The sequence below is a fragment of the Kitasatospora sp. NPDC023176 genome, from assembly GCF_055560495.1.
The window spans coordinates 60,346-83,530 of the sequence record NZ_JBVHIP010000003.1 but is presented as its reverse complement, the minus strand read 5'-3'; the positions used below and the strand labels follow the sequence as shown (position 1 = coordinate 83,530).

Here is a 23,185-nt window from a genome sequence, read left to right as displayed (position 1 = left end):
TAGTTCTTCGGTCTTCGTACGGATAACCGGAGCAACGCGGATCTTTCGGGGCACGTCCTTCTCCTTGCGTGTCTGGCGGCGGCGAGTCCTGATGGTCCAACCGGCCTCACTCTAACAGAACTTGACGAATGACCAGCCGATTGGCGGGGGTCGATCGGCGGGGGGTGTTTCCCTCGGGACAATTCGGCTGGCCGATCTGGAAATGCGCAGGTGCCACCTGGGAAATGCGGCGCTGCCACCTTGTCCGGATTCCTCTTGAGGCCCCGCCGGAAGCCCGGATATTCCTGGGTTCGAGGAAATGTCCGGCCGACATCGGAGGCATGATGGAGTTCACCATTCCGGGCCCGCTGGAAGTCCTCACGGAGCTACTCGTTGGGGACCGCGGACGTCCCGCTGCTGGGCGACACCATCGGGGAGAACCCCGACCGGGCGGTGCGCGCCTTCCCCGAACGGGACGCCCTGGTCGACCGCCCCACCGCCCGCCGCCGGACGCCCGCCGAACTCGCCGCCGGCGTCGACGCGCCGGCCCTCGGCCTGCCGGACCTCGGGACCGCCAAGGGCGACCGGGTCGGCATCTGGGCCCCCGACCGCGCGGAGTGGACGCTCACCCGGTATGCCGCCGCCAGGCTCGGCGCGATCCTGGTCACCGTCAACCCGGCGTACCGTTCCCACGAGCTGGAGGGCGCCGAGCCGCTCACGGCCGAGGCCGTGGCCGCGTACTGCGCGGGGCGGCCGGCCCACTTCAAGGTCCCGCGCTACGTGCACGTGGTCGAGGAGTTCCCGATGCCGTCACCGGCAAGATCCGCAAGGTCGAGCTGCGCGGGCTGGGCGTCCGGATCCTCGGCCGCTGAGTCGCTCCAACGCCGACGGCCCGCCCCGATCGGGGCGGGCCGTCCTGGTGCCGCGGTCAGGACCGCGAGCCCCACGCCTGGTCGGTGGAGACGACCTCGCGGCCCAGTGGCATCAGCGAGATCGGGATCATCTTCAGGTTGGCCCAGCCGAACGGGATCCCGATGATCGACAGGAACAGCGGAATGCTGGTGATCAGGTGCGCGAGGGCCAGCCACCAGCCCGCGAAGACCAGCCAGATCACGTTCCCGACGCAGGACGCCGCCCCGGCGTCCGCCCGCTCGACGGTGGTCCGCCCGAACGGCCACAGTATGAAGCCGGCGATCCGGAACGAGGCGATGCCGAACGGGATGGTCACGATGAGTACGCAGCAGATGACTCCGGCGACGGCGTAGGCGATGGCCATCCAAATGCCACAGAAAATCAACCAGATGACGTTGAGAACGAAGTCGATGATCTTCATGGGGCGTACCTTCTCATGTCCGACGGGCTCACAGCTACGACCGTGCCTTGCCCGTGGGTGGGCGTGTCCACTCCCTTAGGGGGCGTTCTTCCGGGAAGGTTCGGGGGTGCTGAGGACCAGGTGCGGGGTGGTCGCGTCGCGGCACGGTGGGGGCGGGGGATCAGTGGGCGTCGCGGCAGGGGCCGGTGGGGGTGCAGAGGGTGAGGGTGAGCGGCCTGCCGGTCGCGGGGATGCGGTAGTGGTACGCGGCGAAGGTGATGAGGTCGCCGGCCCCGAGGTCGATGGTGCGGTGGCGGACCGGGCTGACGAGGTGGTCGGTGTCGCCGTCGACCTCGATGTCGTCCACCCGGCCGCGGAAGGCCGTGAAGGCGTACGAGTCCACGCCCGCCGTGGTGTCGGCCGGCATCGGGGTGCGGGGGATCAGGTCCGCGATGGCGGCGAACCAGATGGTCGTGGGCGTCACGCCCGCCTGGTTGATGACGGCGTAACAGACGTCGACATTGTCGACCAGCCAGAACGCCATCGCCCGCTCCTGCCCGTCGGTGTCGAGCACCACCATGGTCGGCAGCGTCGGCTTCGGGCACTGCGGCGGCACGTTGAGCCCGCCCACCAGGTCGACGATCCACTGGGCGGACGCCGGAGCCGGCTCGGGCAGCGGCACCGGGTGCCGGCCGCCACTCAGGTCCACGACCGGGTCGCACCCGGTGGCCCCGCCCAGCGCCGCCAGCAGCACCGCCGTCGAACAGAACACCCCGAAGCCGCGTCTCATCGTGCCTCCCCCCGGACCGGACGGCTGAGCCCTCAGGATGCGGCCCGTTCCGGACGGCGGCAAGCCTCCGGGCGCGCCCGGCGCCCGGAGGCTCGTCGGGTCAGGCGGGGCGGGGGAGGTAGGCCAGGCCGTGGGCGCCGGGTTCGGCGCGCTTGGGGACGGTGAGCCGGGTGACGGGGGTGAGGGTGTCGAGGTCGACGACGTCGACGGTGGAGGAGACGGCGGAGGCGACATAGCCGAGGCGGCCGTCGGGGGAGGAGGTGATGGTCAGCGGGAAGGTACCCACCTCGACGGAGCCCAGGGGGCGGTGGGTGGCGGCGGAGAAGACGGTGAGGCGGCCGGGGCCCTGCCCGGCGAGCGCGGAGTCCGGGCTGGTGGTGGCGTGGATCTCGCCGGCCAGGAGGCGGCCGGAGGCGGTCAGGTGGACCGGGAGGACGGCGGAGCCGGTGGGCAGGACGTCGGTCACGGTGGCGGTGCGGGCGTCGATGACCCGGATGCCGGGCGTGGCGTCGGGGTCCTTGGCGAAGCCGAGGTAGGGCCCGCCGACGTACACCCGGGCGCCGTCGGCGGAGACGGCCAGACCCTCGCTGCCGGGCACGGCCACCTTCGCGGTCAGCGTGCCGCGGTCGAGGTCCACCACGGAGACGTACGGCGCCTCCTTGTTGGTGGCGTAACCGGTGCGCCCGTCCGGGGAGATGGCGAACCAGTGCGGGCCGGGGGCGTCGGTGTCGATCCGGCCGAGCGGGCGGCGGGTCGCGGTGTCGATGACCACCACGCCGCCGGGGCGGGCCGCCGAGGCCTCGACGCTGACGTAGAGCCGGCCGCGGTCCGGGTCCAGTGCGAGACCGTGCGGGCCGTGCTCGGGGGCGAGGTCGATCACCTCGACGATCCGGCGGGTGTCGGCGTCGATGACGGTCACCTCGGTGCGGTGGCCGTCGTGGGCGTTGTAGTAGCCGGAGCGGTACGCGCTGGTGCACCAGAGCAGTCGCTGGGTCGGGTCGAAGAGCAGCTCGTGCGGCTGGGCCGTGACCTCGATGGTGTCCAGCAGGGCGTCGGTGGCGGCGTCGTAGAAGGAGACGGTCGGGCCGCTCTGGCTGACGACGGCGAGGACGTCGCCGGCGAGGTGGGCGCGGGGGTCGCTCAGCCCGTTCGGCGTGTTCAGCACGTTCGGGATGTTCGGCACGCTGGGCGTGTTGGGCGTGTTGGGCGTGTTGGGCACGTTCGGAACGTTCGGCACGGGAACTCCTGGTGCGGAGAAGTCGGGTGTCTCTCGGACGGTTCCACTGTCCCCGCCCGGCGGCGGCCGAACCATGCAAAGATCGGCAAGGGATCATTGCCCCAAGCGCAAAAATGCAGCTCAGGAGCCATGAATGGACCTCAACCTGCTGCGGGTGCTGGACGCCCTGCTCCAGGAGAACAGCGTGACCCGGGCCGCCGAGCGGCTCGGCACCTCACCGGCGGCGGTGAGCCGGACGCTGGCCCGGTTGCGCCGCGCGGTCGGCGATCCGCTGCTGGTACGGGCCGGGCAGGGGCTGGTGCCGACCCCGCGGGCGCTCGAACTGCGGGAGGAGGTGGCCGGGTTGCTGCGGAGCTGCGAGAACGTGCTGCGGCCCGGAGCGGGCTTCGAGCCGGTGCACCTGGAGCGGACCTTCACCGTGCAGTGCACCGACGCCGTACTGGTCCGGGTGGCCGGCCCGCTGGTCGGGCGGATCCGCGCCGAGGCGCCCAGCGTGGACGTGGTGTTCCTGCCGGAGTCCCTGGAGGGCGGACCGGCCCTGCGCCAGGGGCAGGTGGACGTCGAGGTCGGTGTGCTCGGGTCGTTGGATCCGGAGATCCGCTCCCGGCCGCTGGTCACGGTGCCGGTGGTGGGTGTGGCGCGGGCCGGCCACCCGCTGTTCGAAGGGCGGATCACCGCCCGGCGGTTCGCCGCCGCCGACCACATCGGCGTCTCCCGGCGCGGCAAGCGGCTCGGGCCGATCGACACCGCGCTGGCCGAGCGCGGGCTGTGCCGCCGGGTCGCGGTGGTGGTGCCCAGCCACACCGGCGCGATGCTGCTGGCCGGGGGCAGCGACCTGGTGACCCTCGGGGCGGCGGACTGGCTGCCGGGGACCTTCGCGGCGCTGGGCCTGCGGACCTTCCCGATCCCGCTCGAACTCCCGCAGCTGGAGCTGGGGATGGCCTGGCACCCGCGCAACTCGGCGGACCCCGGCCAGCGTTGGTTCCGTAGTCATCTGGCCGCCGCCGTACAGCAGCTGTAGGGGCCGCACCCGTCAGACCAGACCGGGTGCGGCCCCAAGTGGCCTGTGCTGCAGGCTGGTCGGGCGCTACTTGCCCGCGATGACCTGGCCCATGGCGGCCAGGGTGGGCGAGCCGTTGTTCCAGTAGTCGGAGTGCCCGGCGTTGGGGTCGACGGGCATGACGTTCGCGCCGAACTGGGGGGTGGTGGTCTGGCGTCCGTGGATCAGGTGGTGGTCGCCGTCGTCGAAGCCGAAGTCGGCCTTCGTGTTGTCCCAGAAGTTGTCCACGAACCCGCCGGGGTCGACGGCGCTGGCCATGCCGATCATGTCGGCGGGGCTCTGCGCCGCGTACACGTGGGACGGGTCGATGCGGAGGTCCTTCGCGGTGTCGACACCGGCGCCGGGGCTGGCGATCAGGACGACGTTGTCGACCGGCAGGCCGTGGTCCTTCATGGTGTAGCCCACCGTCGTGGTGCCGTAACTGTGGCCGAGGATGGTGTTGTTGCCGATGGTCCCGTTGTGGGTGGCGTGCAGCCCGTTCTCGAAGCTGACCAGCTTGCCCTCCGCGTCCTTCGCGTACTGGTCGTCCGCGGCCTCGGGAATGAGGTTCTGCGGGGCGTCGTAACCGATCCAGGCGATCGACGAGGTGGTCTTGCCGTTGCCGACGGCGTTGGCCGCGGCGACCATCGCGTCCGAGCGGCTGATGTCGCCGTCGACCTTGCCGAGCCGGGCGCCGGTGCCGGGGACGTACGTCGACACGTTGTCGGCGGTGTCCGGGTTGTTGATCGCGACGATGGCGTGGCCCTTGCCGTTGGTGTCGAAACCCAGCAGGAACGCGGGCGGATGGGCGGCGTCGACCTGGGTGCCCAGCCGGGTGTCGATGGCGTTGATGCCGTTCATCTTCTCGACCAGGTCGTCGTGCTGCTGCTTCCACAACTTGTGCGCGGGACTGTCGTAGGCCCCGTACGGCGTTGCCACCGTCGAGTCGGGCTCGGGGCCGAGCACGTCCAGCTGGTGCTGGATGTCCTGCTTGCTGCGCGCCAGGTTGAGCCGGTTGGCCTGGTCGCGGCCGGTGGCGGGGATGCCGTCGAGGTTGCCGATCTGGTCCGGGTGGTTGAGGATCAGCCGGTGCTGCTGCTCGTCGGTGAGGCTGTTCCACCAGGCCTGGACGCTGTTCGGGTCGGTCCCGGCGGCCGGGATCTGGGAGAGCGCGTTCGCGGCGGCCGTGTCGTTCGTCGCGACGGTGGAGTCCAGGCCGGTGCCGTTGGTCGCGTTGGTGCTCAGGTGGGCGAGCCGGCCGCTGATCGTCCGGTCCGCGTGGTCGGCCTCGGTGAGGGCGGCCGTGATCCGGTCCCGGATGGCCTTGGCGTGTTCCGGGGCGCCGTGTCCGGCGAAGGTCAGCGAGTTGGGGTCGTTGTCCCAGGTGATGCCGCCGTCGGCGGCCACCGTGAGCCCCTGGCTCTTGGCGTCGTCGAGGGCGCTGAGCAGGTGCGCCTGGGCGGCGGCGAAGCCCTCGGAGCCGTCCTGGAGGGCCCGGCTGATGAGCCCGATCTCCTGCTGGGCGGCGTGGAGTTCGTCGTGCAGGCTCTGGATCCGGGTGGTGGCGTGGTCGGCGGCGGTGCCGCTCCACTGCGAGTTGTGCAGCCGGTCGACGACCTCGTGCTGCCAGTTCTCGACGTGCTGGCCGAAGGCGGTGGCCAGGGTGTCGAAGGCCGTCTTGGCGATGGCGAGGTTGCAGAAGTCGGCGTCGTGCAGCGTCTTGATGTCCATCGGCTACTCCGCCGCTCTCGCGCTGCGGGGCTTCACCGGGCCGGGGGTGACGACGGTGCCGAACGGGTCCGGCGCGGTCGAGGCCGGGACCGGGACGTCCGGGTGGATCATGTTGGTGTGGATGTCCTGCTCGACCTGGCGGTAGTAGGCCGCCGAGGTGCCGAGTTTGGTGCCGACGTCGCCCATGTCGCCGCCGAGCTTGTCCAGCAGGGTCTTCCAGTCGCTGCCGCAGGTGGTCAACGCGGCGGCGGTGAGCCAGCCTTGCAGGGAACCGGCGGCCTGGCCGCACGGGTCGGTGATCTTCGCCGTCTCGCCGGGTATCAGGCTGCCGATGTGCTGGGCGCTCTGGCCGCAGCCGTCCAACTCGCCCGGCTTCACCTGGAATTGCAGGTTCGAATCTGGATCTGCCATGCGTCCCCCGTCAGTTCCGGACCGGCGGCTGGGCCGGTCGGAGCGGTAACTGACGACGCATGCTAGCGGATCGTCAAGAACGGGCAACCGGTTTGACCTGGGCGTGTGCGAAGGGGCCGCACCTCGGTAGAGGTACGGCCCCGGACGGGAGTTGGGCTACGTGGCAGGGGTGCCGGTCGGCCAGACGCAGGGGGAGCTGACCTTGAGGGTGAGGTCGTGGCTGGAGTCGGACGTTCCGTCCAGGATGGCGAGGAAGTTGTTCTGCGGGTTCTTCAGTTTGATCCAGTCGAGATGGGAGTTCGGGGGATCCTGAACCGGCTGGAATCCCTGCCCGGTCAGGAAGGTGCGGTAGTCGGTCACGGCCTGGGCCTTGATGTCTGATGAAACGTCACCGAAGTCGTAGCCTCGGCCGGTCTGCTTTCGGCCGTGCGGGCCGATGTCGTTGGCGTCGCATTCCTGGTCGAAGAACGCGGCCGGCGCCGACGTGGGCTGTACCGGAAGTTTGGCGAGGATGTCGGCGAGGTAGCCGTCGATCTGCGTCTTGGCCTGGTCCAGGGTGATGGTGGGCTTCGACCGCTCCTGGAGGGTGTTCGCCCCGCAGGCACTGAGGGCCAGTGCGGTGACCGTCAGTGTGGCGGCGGCGGTGGCCCGCCTGATCAGGGAGGTGTGTTCGGTGGTGCTCATTGCGTCGGCTTTCCGGCGATGACCTGCCCCATGGCGGTCAGGGTGGGCGAACCGTTGTTCCAGTAGTCGGAGTGTCCCGCGTTGGGGTCGACGGGCATGACGTTAGCGCCGAACTGGGGGACGGTGGTCTGGCGGCCGTACATCAGGTGGTGGTCGCCGTCGCCGAAGAGGAAGTCGGTCTTGATGTTGTCCCAGAGGTTGTCCGTCATACCGCTGGGGTCGGTGGCGGCGGCCCAGCCGATCGCGTCGGCGGGGCTCTGCGCCGCGTACACGTGGGACGGGTCGATCCGCAGGTCCTTGGCGTTCTCGACACCGGCGCCGGGGCTGGCGATCAGCACGGCGTTGTCGACCGGGAGGCCGTGGTCGCGCATGGTGTAGCCCACGGTCGTGGTGCCGTAGCTGTGGGCCAGGATGGTGTTGTTGCCGATCTTCCCGTCGTGGGTGGCGTGCAGCCCGTTCTCGAAGCTGACCAGCTTGTCCTCCGCGGCCTTCGCGTAGGAGTCGTCCGCGGCCTCCGGGATGATGTTCTGCGGCGCGTCGTAGCCGACCCAGGTGATCGACGAGGTGGTGCTCTTGTCGCCCGCCTTCCGGTTGGCGTCGTTGGCCGAGGCGACCATCAGGTCCGAGCGGTTGATGTCGCTGTTGATACTTCCGAGCCGGGCGCCGGTGCCGGGGACGTACGTCGACACATTGTTGGCGGTGTCGGGGTTGTTGACCGCGATGATGGCGTGGCCGTGGCCGTTGGTGTCGAAGCCCAGCAGGTAGGTCGGCGGGTGGGCGTCGTCGACCGGGGCCTTCAGCCGGTTCTCGATGGCGGTGATGCCGGTCATCTTGTCCGTGAGGTCGTCGTGCTTTTGCTTCCACGTCGTGTAGTCGGGGTTCTCGACGGGCCCGCCGTTGGTGTCGGCGATGTCGAGGAACTGCTTCGGCTCGGGGCCGAGCCCGTCGAGCTGGTGCTGGATGTCCTGATGGGCGCGGGCCAGGTTGGTCTGGTTCGCCTGGTTCCGGTCGACGGCGGGGATGCCGTCCAGGTTGCCGATCTGGTCCGGGTGGTTGAGGATCATCCGCTGCTGCTGGTCGTCCGTGAGGCCGTTCCACCAGGCCTTGACGCTGTTCGGGTCGGTGCCGGCCGGGGGGATGGTCTGGAGCGCGTTGGCGGCGTCGGTGTCGGACTTCGCGGTGGCGGAGTCCAGACCGGTGCCGTTGCTCGCGTTGCCGGCCAGGTGGGTGAGCCGGGCGTTGATGGTCTGGTCGGCGTGGTCGGCCTCGTTGAGCGCGGCGGTGATCCGGGACTGGATCTGCTTGGCCTGGTTCTCGGCGTCGGTGCCCGCGAAGTTCGGGGAGTTGGGGTCCTTCTCCCAGGTGATCCCGCCGTCGGCGGCGACGTTCAGCTTGTGGGTCTTGGCGTCGTCCAGGGCGTTGATGAGGTGCGCCTGGGCGGCGGCGAAGCCGTCGTAGGCGTCCTGGAGGGCCCGGCTGACGAGGCCGATCTCCTGCTGGGCGGCCTTGAGTTCGTTCTCCAGGAACTGCATCCGGGCGTTGGCGTGGTCGGCGGCGGTGCCGGTCCACTGGGAGTTGTGCAGCCGGTCGACGACCTCGTGCTGCCAGTTCTCGACGTGCTGGCCGAAGGCGGTGGAGAGGGTGTCGAAGGCGCTCTTCGCGGTGGAGATGCCGATGATGTCGGCGTCGTGCAGGGTCTTGATGTCCATCGGTTACTCGGCCGCCTTCGCGCTGCGGGGCTTCACCGGGCCGGGGACGACGGCGGTGCCGAAGGGGTCCGGCTCGTCCGGGGCCGGCGGAGCGGCCGGGTTCCGCATGCCGTTGTGGGCGTTCTGCTCGGCCTGGCGGTAATAGGTGGCCGAGGTGCCGAGCTTGGTGCCGACGTCGCCCATGTCACCGCCGAGCCGGTCCAGCAGGGTCTTCCAGTTGGTGCCGCAGGCGGTGATCCCGCCGGCGGTGAGCCAGCCCTTGAGACCTCCGGCGGCCTGGTTGCACGGGTCGGTGATCTTCGTGGTCTCGCCGGGTATCAGGCCGCCGATGTGCTGGGCGCTCTGGCCGCAGCCGTCCAGTTCGGCCGGATTGACCTTGAACTGCAAACCCGCGTCAGGATCTGGCATCTTTCGTTTCCCCCGTCAGTTCCGGACCGGTTGCTGGGGCGGTCCGTGTGTTCGAAAACTGACGACGCATGCTAGCGGATCATTAACGCAGGTCAGCACACCGGCGGACCTGCACGACGCACAGGGGCCGCACCTCCGGGAAAGTGCGGCCCCGAACGGGAGTTCGGGCTACTTGGGTGGAGTGCCGTCAGACCAGACGCATGGGAGCTGACCCGGAGGGACAGGTCGTGGCTGGAGTCGGAGACCCCGTCCAGGGTGGCGAGGTAGGTGACTGACTTTGTACGAAGGGAGAGCGGCGGACGTCCGCAGTTGGGGATACCCTGTGGGGGTAAGCGGAGGGCGGAGACGGGCGGGAGGCGGACCATGGCGCAGCAGCGGCTGTACGGGTCGTCGCTGCCCGGGGTGCTGCGCCTGCTGCTCCTCGCCGCCCTGCTGCTCGGCATCGTGACGATGCACACGCTGGGGCACCCGGGTGGTGGGCACGGCGGGTCTGCCGGGCATGGGTCGCACGGCTCGCACGGCTCGTACGGCTCGCGGATGGTGGCAGCGGATCACCACGCGGCCGCCGTTCCGACGGCCCATGCGCCGCTGGCGGTCGAGCCCGCCGGCGGCGGCATGGATCCGATGACGGTCTGTCTCGCGGTGCTGGCCGGCTGGACCCTGGTGCTGCTGATCGCCGGCCCGCTGCTGCGCCGCCGTGGTGACGCCGCCGCCGAGGTGCGGGCCCGGCTGGCGCGGGCCGTGCGGGCGCTGCCGCCGCCCGGGGGTGGGCGGATCCTCCTCAGCAGACTGTCGGTGCTGCGTCAGTAGGCGTGCGCTCGCCGTTCCGTGCCCGCTCGTGCGCCTTCGCGCCCGCGCGCGGAACGGCCGACGCGCCGTCCTGTACGTCCACACCACCCCTGCACGAGGTGCACTCCGTCATGCGCACACCCACCCGTCGTACCGTCCTCGGCGCCGCGTTCGCCGCCGCCGGGACCGGCCTGCTCGCCGCCTGCTCCTCCGATTCGATGAACGGCATGGACCACTCGGCCGCCGTCCCCTCCGTCCCCTCCGCCCCCTCCGCCCCCGCCGGCTTCGTCGCCCCGAACGGCCCCGAGGTCGCCGCCGCCGAGGCCGGGCGCAAGCCCGGGCCCGAGCGCAAGGTCGCGCTCACCGCCACCGAGACCACCCTCGACCTGGGCGGCCGCACCGTCCGCAGCTGGGCGTACGGCGACCGCCTGCCCGGCCAGGAGGTGCGCGCCACCGTCGGCGACACCCTCGCCCTCACCCTCGCCAACCACCTGCCGCAGCCCACCTCGCTGCACTGGCACGGCCTCGCCCTGCGCAACGACATGGACGGCGTGCCCGGCCTGACCCAGGAGGCGGTCCGGGCGGGCGCCTCCTTCGACTACCGCTTCGCCCTCTCCCGCCCCGGCACCTACTGGTTCCACCCGCACTCCGGCGTCCAGCAGGACCGCGGCCTGTACGCGCCGCTGATCGTGGAGGACCCGAAGGAGCCGCTGCGCTACGACCGGGAGTGGGTCGTCGTCCTGGACGACTGGGTGGACGGGGTCGACGGCAGCACCCCGGACGCCGTGCTCGCCGAACTCGCCCGGGGCAGGGGCGGGATGGGTCACTCCGGCCACACCATGCCAGGCATGTCCGGTATGTCTGGCACGCCCGACGCGTCGAGTGCGGGGGCGAGCGGCCCGTCCCGGATGCTGATGGGCGCCACCAGCCCGCTGCTCGGCGGCGACGCGGGTGACGTCGCCCACCCGTTCCACCTGGTCAACGGCCGCCTCCCGGGCGCCCCCGAGACCTTCACCGCCAAGCCCGGGGACCGGATCCGGATCCGGCTGATCAACGCGGGCGGCGACACCGCCTACCGGGTCGCCCTCGGCGGCCACGAGCTGACCGTCACCCACACCGACGGCTTCCCGGTCGAACCGGCCACCACCCAGGCGCTGTTGCTCGGCATGGGCGAGCGCTACGACGTGCTGGTCACCGCCCAGGACGGCGTCTTCCCGCTGACCGCCCTGGCCGAGGGCAAGAACGCCGGCGCGCTGGCCGTGCTGCGCACCGGCGGCGGCGCCGCGCCGGACGCCTCGACGCGCCCGGCCGAGCTGGACGGCCGGCTGCTGACCGCCGCCCGGCTGAAGGCCGACCGGAGCGTCCGGCTGCCCGCCAGGGCGCCGGACCGCACCGTCCTGCTGGAGCTGACCGGCGGCATGGCGAAGGCCGACTGGGCGTTCAACGGCCGGAAGTACGACCCGGCGCAGCGCCACCCGGTCGCGGCCGGGGAGCGGGTGCGGCTGGAGTTCCGCAACACCACCGCCATGTGGCACCCCGTCCACCTGCACGGGCACACCTTCGCGCTGGGCGCCGACGGCCCGCGCAAGGACACCGCGGTCGTGCTGCCGGGCACGACCCTGACGGTCGACTTCGACGCCGACAACCCGGGGCTGTGGATGGTGCACTGCCACAACGTCTACCACTCGGAGACCGGCATGATGACCGTTCTCGGTTACCAGGCGTAACCCCGTCCAGGATCCGAGACGCCGGGGCGGTGGTCCGCCGCACCGCCTCGGCACCGGCCCCGCCGCACCGTGCCACCCGTCCCGACCTGCGCGGCCATGACGTTTTCTTAACGCGGGCCGATGACGCCTCCTTAACGCCGGTCGCATAGCCTGGCGCACTGCCGTCGCCCGACGGCGCTTTTACGGGGTCTTTAATCAAGAGGTGCAAGGTGGTTTCGTCGGGTTCGACGGAGGCGACGACGGAGGATCCGTCGTCGGCGCGAATACGGCTCCGCAGCTGGCTCCTGGAGGACATGTCCCCGGAGAAGGCCGCCAAGGACGCCGCCGCGAAGGCGCGGGAGGACAGCGCGGAGTCGGGGGACTCCGCCGCCGACGCCGATCACGCTGCGCACACGGGCCAGCCGTGGTGGCGCGTGATGTGCCTGACCGGTCTGGACTACTTCTCGACGCTCGGCTACCAGCCGGGCATCGCCGCCCTCGCGGCCGGCCTGCTGTCGCCGATCGCCACGATCGTGCTGGTGCTCGTCACGCTGCTGGGCGCGCTGCCGGTCTACCGGCGGGTCGCCCAGGAGAGCCCGCACGGTGAGGGCTCGATCGCGATGCTGGAGCGGCTGCTGTCGTTCTGGAAGGGCAAGCTGTTCGTCCTCGCCCTGCTCGGCTTCGCGGCGACGGACTTCATCATCACGATCACCCTCTCGGCCGCCGACGCCAGCGCCCACCTGGTCGAGAACCCGCACCTGACCAGTGCCCTCGGCGGCAAGCAGATGGTGATCACGCTGATCCTGGTCGCCCTGCTCGGCGCCGTCTTCCTCAAGGGCTTCAGCGAGGCGATCGGCCTGGCCGTGGGGCTCGTCGCGGTCTACCTGACGCTCAACGTGGTGGTCGTCGCGGTCGGCATCTGGAAGATCATCCAGGCGCCGCACGTCGTCGCCGACTGGTCCAACGCGCTGACCACCCAGCACGGCAACGTCTTCGTGATGATCGGCGTCGCGCTGGTCGTCTTCCCGAAGCTCGCGCTCGGCATGTCCGGCTTCGAGACCGGCGTCGCCGTGATGCCGCACATCAAGGGCGACGCCGGCGACACCGAGACGAACCCGGTCGGCCGGATCCGCGGCACCCGCAAGCTGCTCACCACCGCCGCCGTGATCATGAGCACCTTCCTGATCGCCACCAGCTTCATCTGCACCCTGCTCATCCCGGCCAAGGAGTTCGAGAGCGGCGGCCAGGCCAACGGCCGCGCCCTCGCCTTCCTGGCGCACGAGTACCTGGGCGGCGCCTTCGGCAGCGTCTACGACCTGTCGACCATCGCCATCCTGTGGTTCGCCGGCGCCTCCGCCATGGCGGGCATGCTCAACCTGCTGCCCCGCTACCTGCCCCGCTACGGCATGGCCCCGCACTGGGCCCGCGCCGTGCGCCCGATGGTGATCGTCCTGACCATCGTCGGCTTCCTGATCACCTGGCTGTTCGACGCCAACGTCGACGCCCAGGGCGGCGCCTACGCCACCGGCGTACTGGTCCTGATCAGCTCGGCGGCCATCGCCGTCACCATCGCCGCCTACAAGAAGCGCCAGCGCGGCTGGACCGTCGCCTTCGGGGCCATCGCGGCGGTCTTCCTGTACACCACCGTGGTCAACACCATGGAGCGCCCGGACGGTGTCAAGATCGGTGCCTGCTTCATCGCCGGCATCATCCTGGTCTCGCTGCTCTCCCGGCTCAAGCGCGCCTTCGAGCTGCGCGTCACGGACGTGGTGCTGGACGAGACGGCCGAGCGGTTCATCCGCGACTACGCCCACCGCCCGCTGCGCCTGATCGCCAACGAGCCGACCAACCGGGACGTCGCCGAGTACCGCGACAAGATCCGGCAGATCCGTGCCGACAACGACATCCCGGGCGAGGACGACCTGGTCTTCGTCGAGGTGACCGTCCGGGACGCCTCGGACTTCGAGTCCGAGCTGACCGTGCGCGGCGAGGTGCTGCACGGCCGGTACCGGGTGCTCGCCCTGCAGAGCTCCAGCGTGCCCAACGCGATCGCCGCCCTGGCGCTCACCGTCCGGGACCGCACCGGGCAGCGGCCGCACCTGTACTTCGAGTGGACCGAGGGCCACCCCTTCGCCCAGTTCCTGCGGTTCATCCTGTTCGGGCAGGGCGAGGTCGCGCCGGTCACCCGCGAGGTGCTGCGCGAGGCGGAGCCGGACCGCACCAAGCGTCCGCGCGTCCACGTCGGCTGACCGCCGAACCGACGGCGACGGCCCGTCCGGTCCATGGGGACCGGGCGGGCCGTCGGCGTTCCCGCCGGAAGCGGCGGGGTGGGGATTCAGGAGGGCAGGCGCAGCACCAGGCCGGGCTGGATGAGGTCCGGGTCCTCGCCGATGGTGTCGCGGTTGAGCGCGTACAGCGCCGGCCAGCCGCCGGGGACGTTCAGGGTGGCGGCGAGCTGGTCCAGGGTGTCGTCCTCGCGGACGGTCCACCGATCGTCCTCGGCCGGGCCCGGGGCGGGCGGGGGCTGGACGGCGTCGCGCTCGTGGCGGCGGGTGGCCTCCTCGCCGCGGCTCTCCTGGTGCGGCCTGGAGCTCTGGTGGGTGTGGCCGCCGGCGGCCCGGGAGCCGCAGACCGGCCAGGGGGAGAGGCCGCGGCGGTCGGCCAGGTGCTGGGCGACGGCCATCTGCTCCTCCCGGCTGGCGAGGTCGGCGCGCGGGGCGTAGGCGAGGCCGCCGTTCTCCCGCCAGGTGGGCTGGTCGAACTGGAGGCCGCCGAAGTAGCCGTTGCCGCTGTTGACGTGCCAGTTGCCGCCGCTCTCGCAGTCCGCCACCCGGGCCCAGTCGAACCGGCCGCCGTCCGACCTCCCGCCGGGGTCGGTCCCGCGGTCGCCGCCCGGGGGTGCGGCGTGGGCCGCTGGGGCGGCGAGTGCGACGGCGAGGGCGCAGAGCGCGGTGGGGACGAGGCGGCGGAGGTGGGCGGTGGCAGGCATGGGCGGCTCTCAGGTCCGGGGACAGGGCGTGCACCGCCCGGAGGCGGCGCGTTCCAACCGACGCATGCCGGACGGGGCGCGTGGCCGCCGACACGACCGAGGAGTCACCCGCTCGGCCGCGCCGCACCACCCCGGCGGCCCGCGGCCATCCGGCCGTGCCCCCGTCCACCGCCGCCTCCTAGAGTGGCCGCAACGCCACTCGACGAAGGGGACGGACGGACGATGACAATCGATCAGGGAACCGCGCGGGCCGAGCTGGGTGTGATCGGTGGTTCGGGGTTGTACGCGTTGCTGGAGGAGGTGGTGGAGGTGCGGGTGGAGACGCCGTACGGGCCGCCGAGCGATGCGGTGTTCGTGGGGGAGGTGGCCGGGCGTCGGGTGGCGTTCCTGCCGCGGCACGGGCGTGGGCACGGGGTGCCGCCGCACCGGATCAACTACCGGGCGAACCTGTGGGCGTTGCACTCGCTGGGGGTGCGGCAGGTGTTGGGGCCGTGTGCGGTGGGCGGGTTGCGGGAGGAGTACGGTCCGGGCACGCTGCTGGTGCCGGACCAGTTCGTGGACCGGACTTCGGGGCGGGTGCAGACCTTCTACGACGGGCGGCCGCTGCCGGACGGCTCGCTGCCCGGGGTGGTGCACGTGTCGATGGCCGACCCGTACTGCCCGGCCGGGCGGCGGGCGGTGCTGGGGGCGGCGCGCTCGGCGGCCTGGGAGCCGGTGGACGGCGGCACCCTGGTGGTGATCGAGGGCCCGCGCTTCTCCACCCGCGCCGAATCCCGCTGGTTCACCACCAACGGCTGGTCCGTGGTCGGCATGACCGGCCACCCCGAGGCCGTCCTCGCCCGCGAACTCGGCCTCTGCTACAGCTCCCTGACCCTGGTCACCGACCACGACGCCGGCATCGAGACCGGCGACGGCGTCACCCACGCCGAGGTACTGGAGGTCTTCTCCGGCAACGTCGACCGGCTGCGCACGGTGCTGTTCAAGGCCCTGGAGGCCCTGCCCGCCGAGCGGGACTGCGTCTGCTCGCACGTGCTGGACGGGGTGGCCACCGGTCTGCCGGGGGTGGCTGCGGGCCGCTGACCGGCACCGGCCTGTTAGCCTGTTGGCCCGCTGGCCTGGTCGCCTGCCGGCCTGTTGGCCTGCCGGCCTGCTCGCCTGTCGGCTGCTCGCTTGTCGGCCTGCCGGGCCGGGCCGGGCGGCGGATTCACCGGTGTGGACCATCGTTCAACTCCCGTTCGCCGTCCGCACGGTGCGTCTTGGTGTGACCGTGGGCTCCGGCTGGGAGCCTCCTGGGCGATTCTCGGAGCCCAGGAGGCGGCAGTGGTACACCCTTCGCGCAGAACGGTCCTTCGGACGGGTACGGCGGTCGGCGCGCTCGCCGCGCTGCCCGCCTCCACCCTGCTGTGGACCCAGCCGGCCGTCGCCGGCACCCCCGGACCGGAACAGATCCACCTCCAGTGGGGCAACGAGCCCTCCCGGCAGATGACCGTGTCCTGGGCGACGGCCGCCTCCGTCAGCCGCCCCCGGGTCCGCATCGGCACCCCGCGCGGCGGCGCCGGCCACAGCGTCGACGCCGACAGCCGCAGCTACGTCGACGGGCTCAACCAGGTCGAGACCTTCACCCACCACGCCCGGCTGGACGGACTGCGCCCCGACACCACCTACGTCTACGAGGTGCTCCACGACGGCGCCCAGCCCGTCCGCGGCACCTTCCGCACCGCGCCCGCCCGAGGCCGCGCCGCCTTCCGGTTCACCAGCTTCGGCGACCTCGGCACCGGCGACAACGTGTTCCAGAAGTCGTCCATCCACGGTGCCGCCGCCGTCCGCCAGGTCGAGCAGTTCACCCCGCTGTTCCACCTGCTCAACGGCGACCTCGCGTACGCCAACAACAACCCGCAACTCCAGCCGCAGGCCTGGAACGCGTTCATGAACAACATGGCCAAGTCCGCCGCCAACCGGCCCTGGATGCCCGCCCCCGGCAACCACGAGGTCGAGGCCGGCGGCGGCGACCTCGGGTACGCGTCCTACCTGACCCGCTTCGAACTGCCCGACAACGGCACCCGCGACCACTGCGGCAACTGGTACGGCTTCCAGGTCGGTTCGGTGCTGTTCGTCAGCCTCGACGGCAACGAGATCGCGGTCGAGGACGATGCCAGCCTCGACCCGGCCACCGGGCAGTCCATCTACATCAGCGACTACAGCGAAGGCGCCCAACTCCGTTGGCTGGAGCGGCTGCTGTCCCGGGCCCGGGGCGGCAGTGCGGTCGACTGGATCGTGGTCAACCTGCACCAGTTCGCGATGTCCAGCTCCGCCGCCAGCCACGGCGGCGACATGGGCATCCGCGAGAAGCTGCTCCCGCTGCTCGACCGCTACTCGGTCGACCTCGTACTGGCCGGCCACGACCACGACTACGAGCGCACCCACCCCGTCCGCGGCACCGAGCCCGGTGGACTGCTCACCCCCGCCGTCGTCGACGACGACCTGCGGCAGATCGACACCTCCCAGGGGACCGTCCACCTGATCCTCGGCGGCGGCGGCACGGCGGGCCACGACGACGTCTACCTGCCGGCCGACCAGGACGGCGTCCGCGAGGCCGCCGTCCGCACCCAGCGCCTCACCTTCAAGGCCGACCCGGACGCCAAGGAGAAGGCCCACTGGTCCGCCGTCACCGACCCGGACACCAAGTACCCGTACGGCGTCGCCGTGTTCGACGTCGACCCGGGGCAGCTGCCCGGCGGCCGCACCACCATCACCGTCTCCTACTACCACTCGGTGCCCGCCACGGCCGCCGACCCGCTGCCGACACCGGTGCTGTACGACCGGTTCACGCTGTACCGGGACCGCAGCGACGGCTGGGGGGACTCCGACGACCAGGGCGAGGACACCGACGCCCGGGAGCGGGCCGGCGCCGGCCGGCGGTAGCCTCCGAGGGCCCGCTGCGCTGCCCGGCGCGGCGGGCCCTTGCCCGGGGGAATCCCCGGGCGTAGTGACCGGTTGCAGCCGATGACCTGAGGACAGCCACGGAAGGGTGGACATGAACATCGGCGACATCGAAGTCCTGGCGATCGCGGACGGAACGGGCACCGAAGTCGCCGCCGAGATCCTCACCCGCCCCGGCGTCGCCGACCCGTGGGCCTGCCACGGGCACCACCGCGAGCCGGACGGCACCCTCGGCCTGCCCCTCGGCGGCTTCCTCGTGCGCAGCGGCGAGCGGACCGTCCTGGTCGACGCCGGAGTCGGGCCCTACGACGACGGCAACTACCGCGGCGGCCTCCTGCTCGACTCCCTCGCCACCCACGGCGTCACCCCCGACGACGTGACCGACGTGGTCTTCACCCACCTCCACTTCGACCACATCGGCTGGGCCGCCGTCGACGGCCGCCCGGTCTTCCCCCGCGCCACCTACCGCGCCCACCGGGCCGACTGGCGGCACTTCGTGACCGGTGACGCGGCGCGACCCGAAGCCGTCGCCAAGCTCACTCCGATCGAGGGTCAACTGGAGCTGTTCGACGCCGACTTCACCCTCGCTCCCGGCATCGACGCCCTGCACGTCCCCGGCCACACCCCCGGCACCACCGTCTACGTGGTCTCCAGCGGTGGCCGCCGCGCGCTGCTGCTCGGCGACGTCGCCCACTCCGTCGTCCAGTTCAGCGAACGCGACTGGCAGGTCATCTGGGACGTCGACCCCGTCGCCGCCTCCGCCGCCCGCAACCGTATCGCCGACGCGGCCGCCGACACCGACGACCTCCTGGTCGCCGCCCACTTCCCCGGCATGCGCTTCGGCCGCATCCTCGCGGCGGACGGCAACCGCCGCTTCGTCGCCGTCTAGCGCCTCGGCTTCACCTCACGGGCCGGTGGCCCGCACGGACACCTCGGCCGCGCTCCTGCGCTCGGCGGACTGCTCCACCACGAAGATCTGCCGCGGCACGCGCCGTCCGCGAGCGCCTGCGCAGGCGCGGAATCCGGACGAGGGCTCAGGTCAGGCGCGCCACGGCCAGGGACAGCGCGCGGTCGAGCGCCGCCTCGGCGTCGCACGGCACGTCGGGCCGGACGCCGGTGCCCTCCCAGTTGGTGCCCGAGACCGGGTTGACCGCGCGGGCTACGGGCACGCTGAGCTCCAGGTGCGGGTGCACCGTCCAGCCGTCGCGCGGGTGCGCGCCGCCCCGGGTGGCCTCCCCGACGACCTCGGCGCGCCCGAGCTGCTGCAGGTCGTAGGCGAGTTCCTCGGCCGCGGAGAAGGTGTTTCCACTCGTCAGCACGTAGAGCGGCTTGCCGGCGCCGAAGCGGGCGCCCGGTACGTACGGGGGCGTCCAGGACTGCTTGGCCACCTCCCCCTGCCGCGAGAGCATGGTGTTGAGGTGGGTGCGGCCGTCGAGCAGGTAGCCGCAGATGAAGGCGACCGTGTCCGGGTCGCCACCGGTGTTGCGGCGCAGGTCCAGGATCAGGGCGCGGGCGGGGGCCACCAGGGAGAGCGCCGCGGCCAGCGGCTGCGCCGCCCAGTCCAGCGGGAACGTCTTGGGCCCGATCTCCAGGACCGCGACGCCGCGGTCCAGGAGTTCCACGCGCGGAACCCCGCTCAGTGAGGCGTCGAAGTCCCTCCGCATCGCGGCGAGTACCGCCGCGCCCCGCTCACGCGGCACCGGCACGGCGTGGTGCTTGAGGGCCAGGTGCAGGTCGCCGTTGACGGACCGCAGGTCCGCGGTGACCGCTTCCGCCAGCTCCTCGGCGGATTCGGCCCGGTAGGAGCCCTCGGCACTCCGGCGCCGCAGCAGGGCCGCCAGTTGCCGGGCGGCATCGGGGAAGACGTAGTTCTCGTGGACCAGCTCGGCGATCGACTCGACGACGGCGACGGTGTCCAGCGCGGGTGACGATGTGGTGGAGGTCATGGGAGGGAGTAGACCAGCGGCTTGCCAAAGCGTCAAACGTACTTAACGCTTGATCTGGTGAGCCACCAACCGGACGAGAGCGTCCAGCAGATCAGCACGCCCCGGCAGCACACCGCCCTCGCCCACCCCCTGCGCCAGCGCCTGCTCTTCGCCCTGAGCACCCGGCCGTCGACGATCAGCCGGCTCGCCGCACAGCTGGGAGCGAACAAGGGCAGCGTCTCCCACCACCTCAGGGTCCTGTGCGAGGCGGGGGTCGTCCAGGCCGCGGGAACGCGACGGGTGCGCGGCGGCACCGAGAAGTACTACCGGCGGACCGCCGAGCGACTCCATGTCGCCGAACCGCAGGCCGAGGGTACGGCCGCGCTGTTCGGCGCCGTCGCCCAGGAGTTGGACCGCTCACCCGCCGACCACCTCCTGACCCTGCGCCATCTCCGGCTCAGCCCGGCCAAGGCGGCGCGGCTCGCCGAGGCGCTGGCCGCACTGGTCGACGAGACGGAGGAGGATCCGGAGGGCGAGCCGGTGCACGGCCTCCTGGTGACGCTCTACCAGCAGGCCGGGGCGTAGGCCGGGGCCGCAGCGGAACGGGACGACGAGTGTCCCGGCCTCTGCACAGGGAGTCGGACGGGCCGACTTCCTGTGCAGCGGCCGGGGTCAGGCGGCTCGGGCGGCGGTGGTGGGTTGGGTGAGCCAGATCAGGCGGGTGGTGATCCCCGGCTGCTGGGGGTAGTGACGCAGGGCGCGCTCGGGTGAGGCGAGGGTCAGGCGCGCCCGGCCGTCGGTGCTGATCACGTGCGTCGACCCGGCGTGGTCGGCGAGCCCCCAGGCCACGACCCATCCGTCGGCGTCCGGGTGGCCCTCGTCGCACACCTGGACGACGGCGAAGAGCCGGGGTGCGGTGTCGAGCACGAGAGCGTACAGCTCCTGGTCGAAGGGGATGTGGGGGTTTGGCGAGGGCGCAGCGGTCATGGAAGTCTCCTACGTGAAGGGGAGTTGGACGCCCCACCGGCGCCGGCGCGGGCGGTGGAACGTCAGCTGACGCAGGGTCAAAAGTAGCGAGTCGGTAGTATGTAGTCCACCGTCATCAAGAGATTCATGGCACTTCCACTCCATGGAGTGAAGGGCGAGCAGGGAAAGGAACATCGGATGCCGCCCAGCAAGATTCCGCCGAGCATCCGGCAGCGACGGCTCGGCGCGGAGCTGCGCCGGCTGCGCGAACAGGCAGGGTTGTCGGTCACGCGGGCCGGGGAGTTGCACGGCACCCAGCAGTCCCGGATCAGCAACATCGAATCCGGCGGGTACCCCGTCAGCGCCGACCGGGTGCGGGCCCTGGCGCGCCTCTACGGGTGCGCGGACGATGCCCTGATCGAGGCGCTGACCCGCATGACCGGCGGCCGCACCCGGGGCTGGTGGGAGGAGTACCGCGAGATCCTCCCGGCCGGAGCGCTCGACCTGGCGGAGGTCGAGCACCACACGCGATCGATGCGGATCGCCACGGTGGTTCACATCCCCGGCCTGCTCCAGACCGCTGAGCACGCTCGCGCGCTCTTCCGGGACGTAGTGCCTCCCCTGTCGCCGCCCGAGGTGGAACACCTTGTTTCCCATCGCATCAAACGGCAGGCGGTGTTGTACGGCGAGCAGGCGATTCCGTTGACGGCCGTCGTCCACGAGACCGCTTTGCGGATGGGATTCGGTGGTCCGGACGTGGCCCGGGATCAGCTGGAATACCTACTGACCATGAGCGAGTACCCGCACATCGACTTGCGGGTCATCCCGTTCGGCACCGGCAGCTTCCCCAGCTCCGGCGCCGGGATCGTGTACTTCGCCGCCGAGGTCGCACGGCTGGACTGCGTGCAGGTCGATGGGGACCGATTCGAGTTCATTGACACCGAGCCGCAGCTGATCAAGTATCGAGCCGTCCTGGACCGGTTGGAGGCGAGCGCGCTCAAACCGGACGCCTCCCGCGACCTCGTCCGCCGTATCGCCCAGAGCATGTGAGACGGGAACAATCATGGCCGTTCAGAGCTGGCAGAAGTCCTCGTACAGCGGCGACACCGCCAACTGCATCTACCTGGCAGGAGCTGCCGACGGCGGCGTCAGGATCCGCGAGAGTGACGAGCCTGACGTCATCATCACCACCTCGCCGGACGGGCTCCGAGCCTTCCTTCGCGGCGTCAAGGCGGGGGAGTTCGACCACCTCATCGGCCGTACGCCGCACCGGGATTGATCGTGGGAGGTCAGGAGGGGCCTCTGTTAGCCTGCTTGTCATGATCAGGAGGGGGACGGGGGCGGGTGCGCAGCGGGCACTGATCGCCGCGAGTTTCGTCAGCAGGGTCGGCAACGGGCTGTTCAACACCGCGGCCATCCTCTACTTCACGCTGGTGGTGCACCTGCCCGCCACCCAGGTCGGGGTCGGGCTGACGATCGCCGGGCTGTGCGGCCTGGCCGCGGGCATACCGGCGGGGAACCTGGCCGACCGGTACGGGCCGCGCACGGTGTGGCTGACGGCGCTGGCCGTGCAGGCGGTGACGATGGCGGCCTTCGTGCTCATCGACGGCTGGCTCGCGTTCGCCCTCGTCGCCACCCTGGACCGGCTGGCCGCCACCGCGGCCGGCGCGGCGGGCGGGGCGCTGATCGCTCGGGTCGGCGGGGAGCAGCCGGCGGCGTTCCGGGCCAGGCTCCGTACCTTCGTCAACCTCGGCGTGGTCGCGGGCACCCTGGGCGCGGCCGTCGCCATCCAGCTGGACACCCGCGCCGCCTACACCGCGCTGATCCTCGCCAACGCCGCCAGCTTCGCCGGTGCGGGACTGATCGCGTTCCTGGCCGTCCCGAACTACCGTCCGCTGCCCCGGCCCGCGGAGCACCGGCGGTGGTCGGTGCTGGCCGACCGGCCGTACGTGTCCTTCGTGGCGCTGTACAGCGCCATCGGGCTGCAGTACCAGACCGTCTCGCTGCTGCTGCCGATCTGGCTGAGCGCCCACACCGACGCCCCGCGCTGGACGGTGGCGGCGGTCTACGCGACCAACAGCGGCGTCTGCGCGCTGCTGCAGAGCCGGCTCGGCGCCGGGGTGGAGACCCCGCGGCAGGGCGGGCGGGCGTTCCGGCTGGCCGGGCTGCTGTTCCTGGTCAGCTGCCCGCTGATGGCGCTGACGGCCGAGGTGCCCGCCTGGGTCGCGCCGGTGCTGGCCGTCCTCGCGGTGTGCGTGCACAGCGTCGGGGAGGTGTGGGAGTCCTCGGCCGGCTACGCGCTCGGCTTCGGCCTGGCGCCCGACCACGCCCAGGGGCAGTACCAGGGCCTGTTCGGCATCGGCTTCGGCGCGGGCCAGGCCCTCGCCCCGGTGATCCTCACCGGGGCGGTGCTCACCCTCGGAAGCCCGGGCTGGCTGCTCCTCGGCGTCTTCTTCGCCGCCCTGGGCGCCGCCGGCCCGCCGGTGGCCGCCTGGGCCGAGCGCACCCGCCCGACGGCACCGGGCTCCGAAGCCGCCGCCGAAGCCGGAGTGACGTCCACGCCGTGACTC

General features: G+C 71.7%; 22 protein-coding genes and 1 pseudogene. 12 read left to right on the top strand and 11 right to left on the bottom strand.

Features of this window, described 5'->3' with window-relative positions; translation table 11 throughout:
• Positions 1-372: 372 nt before the first annotated feature.
• Positions 373-681: pseudogene (locus tag ACZ3YL_RS06280) on the top strand (AMP-binding protein); the annotation flags it as partial.
• 226 nt (positions 682-907) lie between these two features.
• Here ACZ3YL_RS06280 and ACZ3YL_RS06275 read toward each other — a convergent pair.
• From ACZ3YL_RS06275 to ACZ3YL_RS06265, 3 genes are all read right to left on the bottom strand, one after another.
• Positions 908-1,312 (bottom strand): YccF domain-containing protein, encoded by a 405-nt coding sequence (locus ACZ3YL_RS06275; protein ID WP_465655826.1) that lies wholly within the window; start codon positions 1,310-1,312, stop codon positions 908-910.
• Between the two features lie 160 nt (positions 1,313-1,472).
• Positions 1,473-2,081, bottom strand: coding sequence for a hypothetical protein (locus ACZ3YL_RS06270; RefSeq protein ID WP_465655825.1), 609 nt, complete (start codon positions 2,079-2,081; stop codon positions 1,473-1,475).
• Between the two features lie 100 nt (positions 2,082-2,181).
• On the bottom strand, positions 2,182-3,318 hold the full coding sequence (locus ACZ3YL_RS06265) for a YncE family protein (protein ID WP_465655823.1): 1,137 nt from the start codon (positions 3,316-3,318) through the stop codon (positions 2,182-2,184).
• Between the two features lie 133 nt (positions 3,319-3,451).
• Between ACZ3YL_RS06265 and ACZ3YL_RS06260 the strand changes: the two genes are divergently transcribed.
• On the top strand, positions 3,452-4,339 hold the full coding sequence (locus tag ACZ3YL_RS06260; RefSeq protein WP_465655821.1) for a LysR family transcriptional regulator: 888 nt from the start codon (positions 3,452-3,454) through the stop codon (positions 4,337-4,339).
• A gap of 66 nt (positions 4,340-4,405) precedes the next feature.
• Here the strand turns inward: ACZ3YL_RS06260 and ACZ3YL_RS06255 are convergent, their stop codons facing one another.
• From ACZ3YL_RS06255 to ACZ3YL_RS06235, 5 genes are all read right to left on the bottom strand, one after another.
• Positions 4,406-6,088 carry an alpha/beta hydrolase gene (locus ACZ3YL_RS06255; RefSeq protein WP_188307809.1) on the bottom strand — a complete coding sequence of 561 codons (1,683 nt, stop codon included), beginning with the start codon at positions 6,086-6,088 and terminating at the stop codon, positions 4,406-4,408.
• Positions 6,089-6,091: 3 nt separating this feature from the next.
• Entirely contained in the window at positions 6,092-6,499 is a 408-nt protein-coding gene (locus tag ACZ3YL_RS06250; protein WP_188307808.1) for a hypothetical protein, read from the bottom strand.
• A gap of 156 nt (positions 6,500-6,655) precedes the next feature.
• Positions 6,656-7,183, bottom strand: coding sequence for a hypothetical protein (locus tag ACZ3YL_RS06245; protein WP_188307807.1), 528 nt, complete (start codon positions 7,181-7,183; stop codon positions 6,656-6,658).
• Complete coding sequence (locus ACZ3YL_RS06240; RefSeq protein WP_188307806.1) at positions 7,180-8,892, bottom strand: alpha/beta hydrolase; 1,713 nt, start codon at positions 8,890-8,892, stop codon at positions 7,180-7,182. The genes ACZ3YL_RS06245 and ACZ3YL_RS06240 overlap by 4 nt, the downstream gene beginning before the upstream one ends.
• Before the next feature lie 3 nt (positions 8,893-8,895).
• Positions 8,896-9,300 (bottom strand): hypothetical protein, encoded by a 405-nt coding sequence (locus ACZ3YL_RS06235; protein WP_188307805.1) that lies wholly within the window; start codon positions 9,298-9,300, stop codon positions 8,896-8,898.
• A 363-nt stretch (positions 9,301-9,663) separates the two neighbouring features.
• Between ACZ3YL_RS06235 and ACZ3YL_RS06230 the strand changes: the two genes are divergently transcribed.
• From ACZ3YL_RS06230 to ACZ3YL_RS06220, 3 genes are all read left to right on the top strand, one after another.
• Positions 9,664-10,110, top strand: a complete 447-nt coding sequence (locus tag ACZ3YL_RS06230) for a DUF6153 family protein (RefSeq protein ID WP_465655817.1) — start codon at positions 9,664-9,666, stop codon at positions 10,108-10,110.
• A gap of 110 nt (positions 10,111-10,220) precedes the next feature.
• Positions 10,221-11,816: a multicopper oxidase family protein gene (locus ACZ3YL_RS06225; protein WP_465655815.1), complete on the top strand. Its 1,596-nt coding sequence runs from the start codon at positions 10,221-10,223 to the stop codon at positions 11,814-11,816.
• Positions 11,817-12,109: 293 nt separating this feature from the next.
• Positions 12,110-14,044: an APC family permease gene (locus tag ACZ3YL_RS06220; RefSeq protein WP_223243011.1), complete on the top strand. Its 1,935-nt coding sequence runs from the start codon at positions 12,110-12,112 to the stop codon at positions 14,042-14,044.
• Between the two features lie 86 nt (positions 14,045-14,130).
• Here ACZ3YL_RS06220 and ACZ3YL_RS06215 read toward each other — a convergent pair whose 3' ends face one another.
• Positions 14,131-14,784 (bottom strand): transglycosylase family protein, encoded by a 654-nt coding sequence (locus tag ACZ3YL_RS06215; RefSeq protein ID WP_188307801.1) that lies wholly within the window; start codon positions 14,782-14,784, stop codon positions 14,131-14,133.
• Between the two features lie 222 nt (positions 14,785-15,006).
• Between ACZ3YL_RS06215 and ACZ3YL_RS06210 the strand changes: the two genes are divergently transcribed.
• The 3 genes from ACZ3YL_RS06210 to ACZ3YL_RS06200 all read left to right on the top strand — a co-directional run bounded on the left by ACZ3YL_RS06210 (position 15,007) and on the right by ACZ3YL_RS06200 (position 18,613).
• Positions 15,007-15,864: an S-methyl-5'-thioadenosine phosphorylase gene (locus tag ACZ3YL_RS06210; RefSeq protein ID WP_465655813.1), complete on the top strand. Its 858-nt coding sequence runs from the start codon at positions 15,007-15,009 to the stop codon at positions 15,862-15,864.
• Positions 15,865-16,104: 240 nt separating this feature from the next.
• Positions 16,105-17,706, top strand: coding sequence for a purple acid phosphatase family protein (locus tag ACZ3YL_RS06205; protein ID WP_465655811.1), 1,602 nt, complete (start codon positions 16,105-16,107; stop codon positions 17,704-17,706).
• 112 nt (positions 17,707-17,818) lie between these two features.
• Positions 17,819-18,613 carry an MBL fold metallo-hydrolase gene (locus ACZ3YL_RS06200; RefSeq protein ID WP_465655809.1) on the top strand — a complete coding sequence of 265 codons (795 nt, stop codon included), beginning with the start codon at positions 17,819-17,821 and terminating at the stop codon, positions 18,611-18,613.
• A gap of 145 nt (positions 18,614-18,758) precedes the next feature.
• On the opposite strand, the gene ACZ3YL_RS06195 is transcribed toward ACZ3YL_RS06200, so the two are convergent.
• Entirely contained in the window at positions 18,759-19,670 is a 912-nt protein-coding gene (locus ACZ3YL_RS06195; RefSeq protein ID WP_465655807.1) for a S41 family peptidase, read from the bottom strand.
• Between the two features lie 57 nt (positions 19,671-19,727).
• Here ACZ3YL_RS06195 and ACZ3YL_RS06190 point away from each other — a divergent pair, with 57 nt between their 5' ends.
• A complete protein-coding gene (locus ACZ3YL_RS06190; RefSeq protein ID WP_465655805.1) occupies positions 19,728-20,234 on the top strand; it encodes an ArsR/SmtB family transcription factor in 507 nt (168 codons plus the stop codon).
• An 87-nt stretch (positions 20,235-20,321) separates the two neighbouring features.
• Here the strand turns inward: ACZ3YL_RS06190 and ACZ3YL_RS06185 are convergent, their stop codons facing one another.
• Positions 20,322-20,636, bottom strand: coding sequence for a hypothetical protein (locus ACZ3YL_RS06185; RefSeq protein ID WP_465655804.1), 315 nt, complete (start codon positions 20,634-20,636; stop codon positions 20,322-20,324).
• A 177-nt stretch (positions 20,637-20,813) separates the two neighbouring features.
• Here ACZ3YL_RS06185 and ACZ3YL_RS06180 point away from each other — a divergent pair, with 177 nt between their 5' ends.
• Genes ACZ3YL_RS06180 through ACZ3YL_RS06170 form a run of 3 tightly spaced genes read left to right on the top strand, consistent with a single transcriptional unit; the run spans position 20,814 to position 23,182 of the window.
• On the top strand, positions 20,814-21,665 hold the full coding sequence (locus ACZ3YL_RS06180) for a helix-turn-helix domain-containing protein (RefSeq protein ID WP_465655802.1): 852 nt from the start codon (positions 20,814-20,816) through the stop codon (positions 21,663-21,665).
• A 13-nt stretch (positions 21,666-21,678) separates the two neighbouring features.
• Positions 21,679-21,894 (top strand): DUF397 domain-containing protein, encoded by a 216-nt coding sequence (locus tag ACZ3YL_RS06175; RefSeq protein ID WP_465655800.1) that lies wholly within the window; start codon positions 21,679-21,681, stop codon positions 21,892-21,894.
• Between the two features lie 40 nt (positions 21,895-21,934).
• Positions 21,935-23,182 carry an MFS transporter gene (locus ACZ3YL_RS06170; protein WP_465655798.1) on the top strand — a complete coding sequence of 416 codons (1,248 nt, stop codon included), beginning with the start codon at positions 21,935-21,937 and terminating at the stop codon, positions 23,180-23,182.
• The last annotated feature ends 3 nt before the right edge of the window (positions 23,183-23,185 follow it).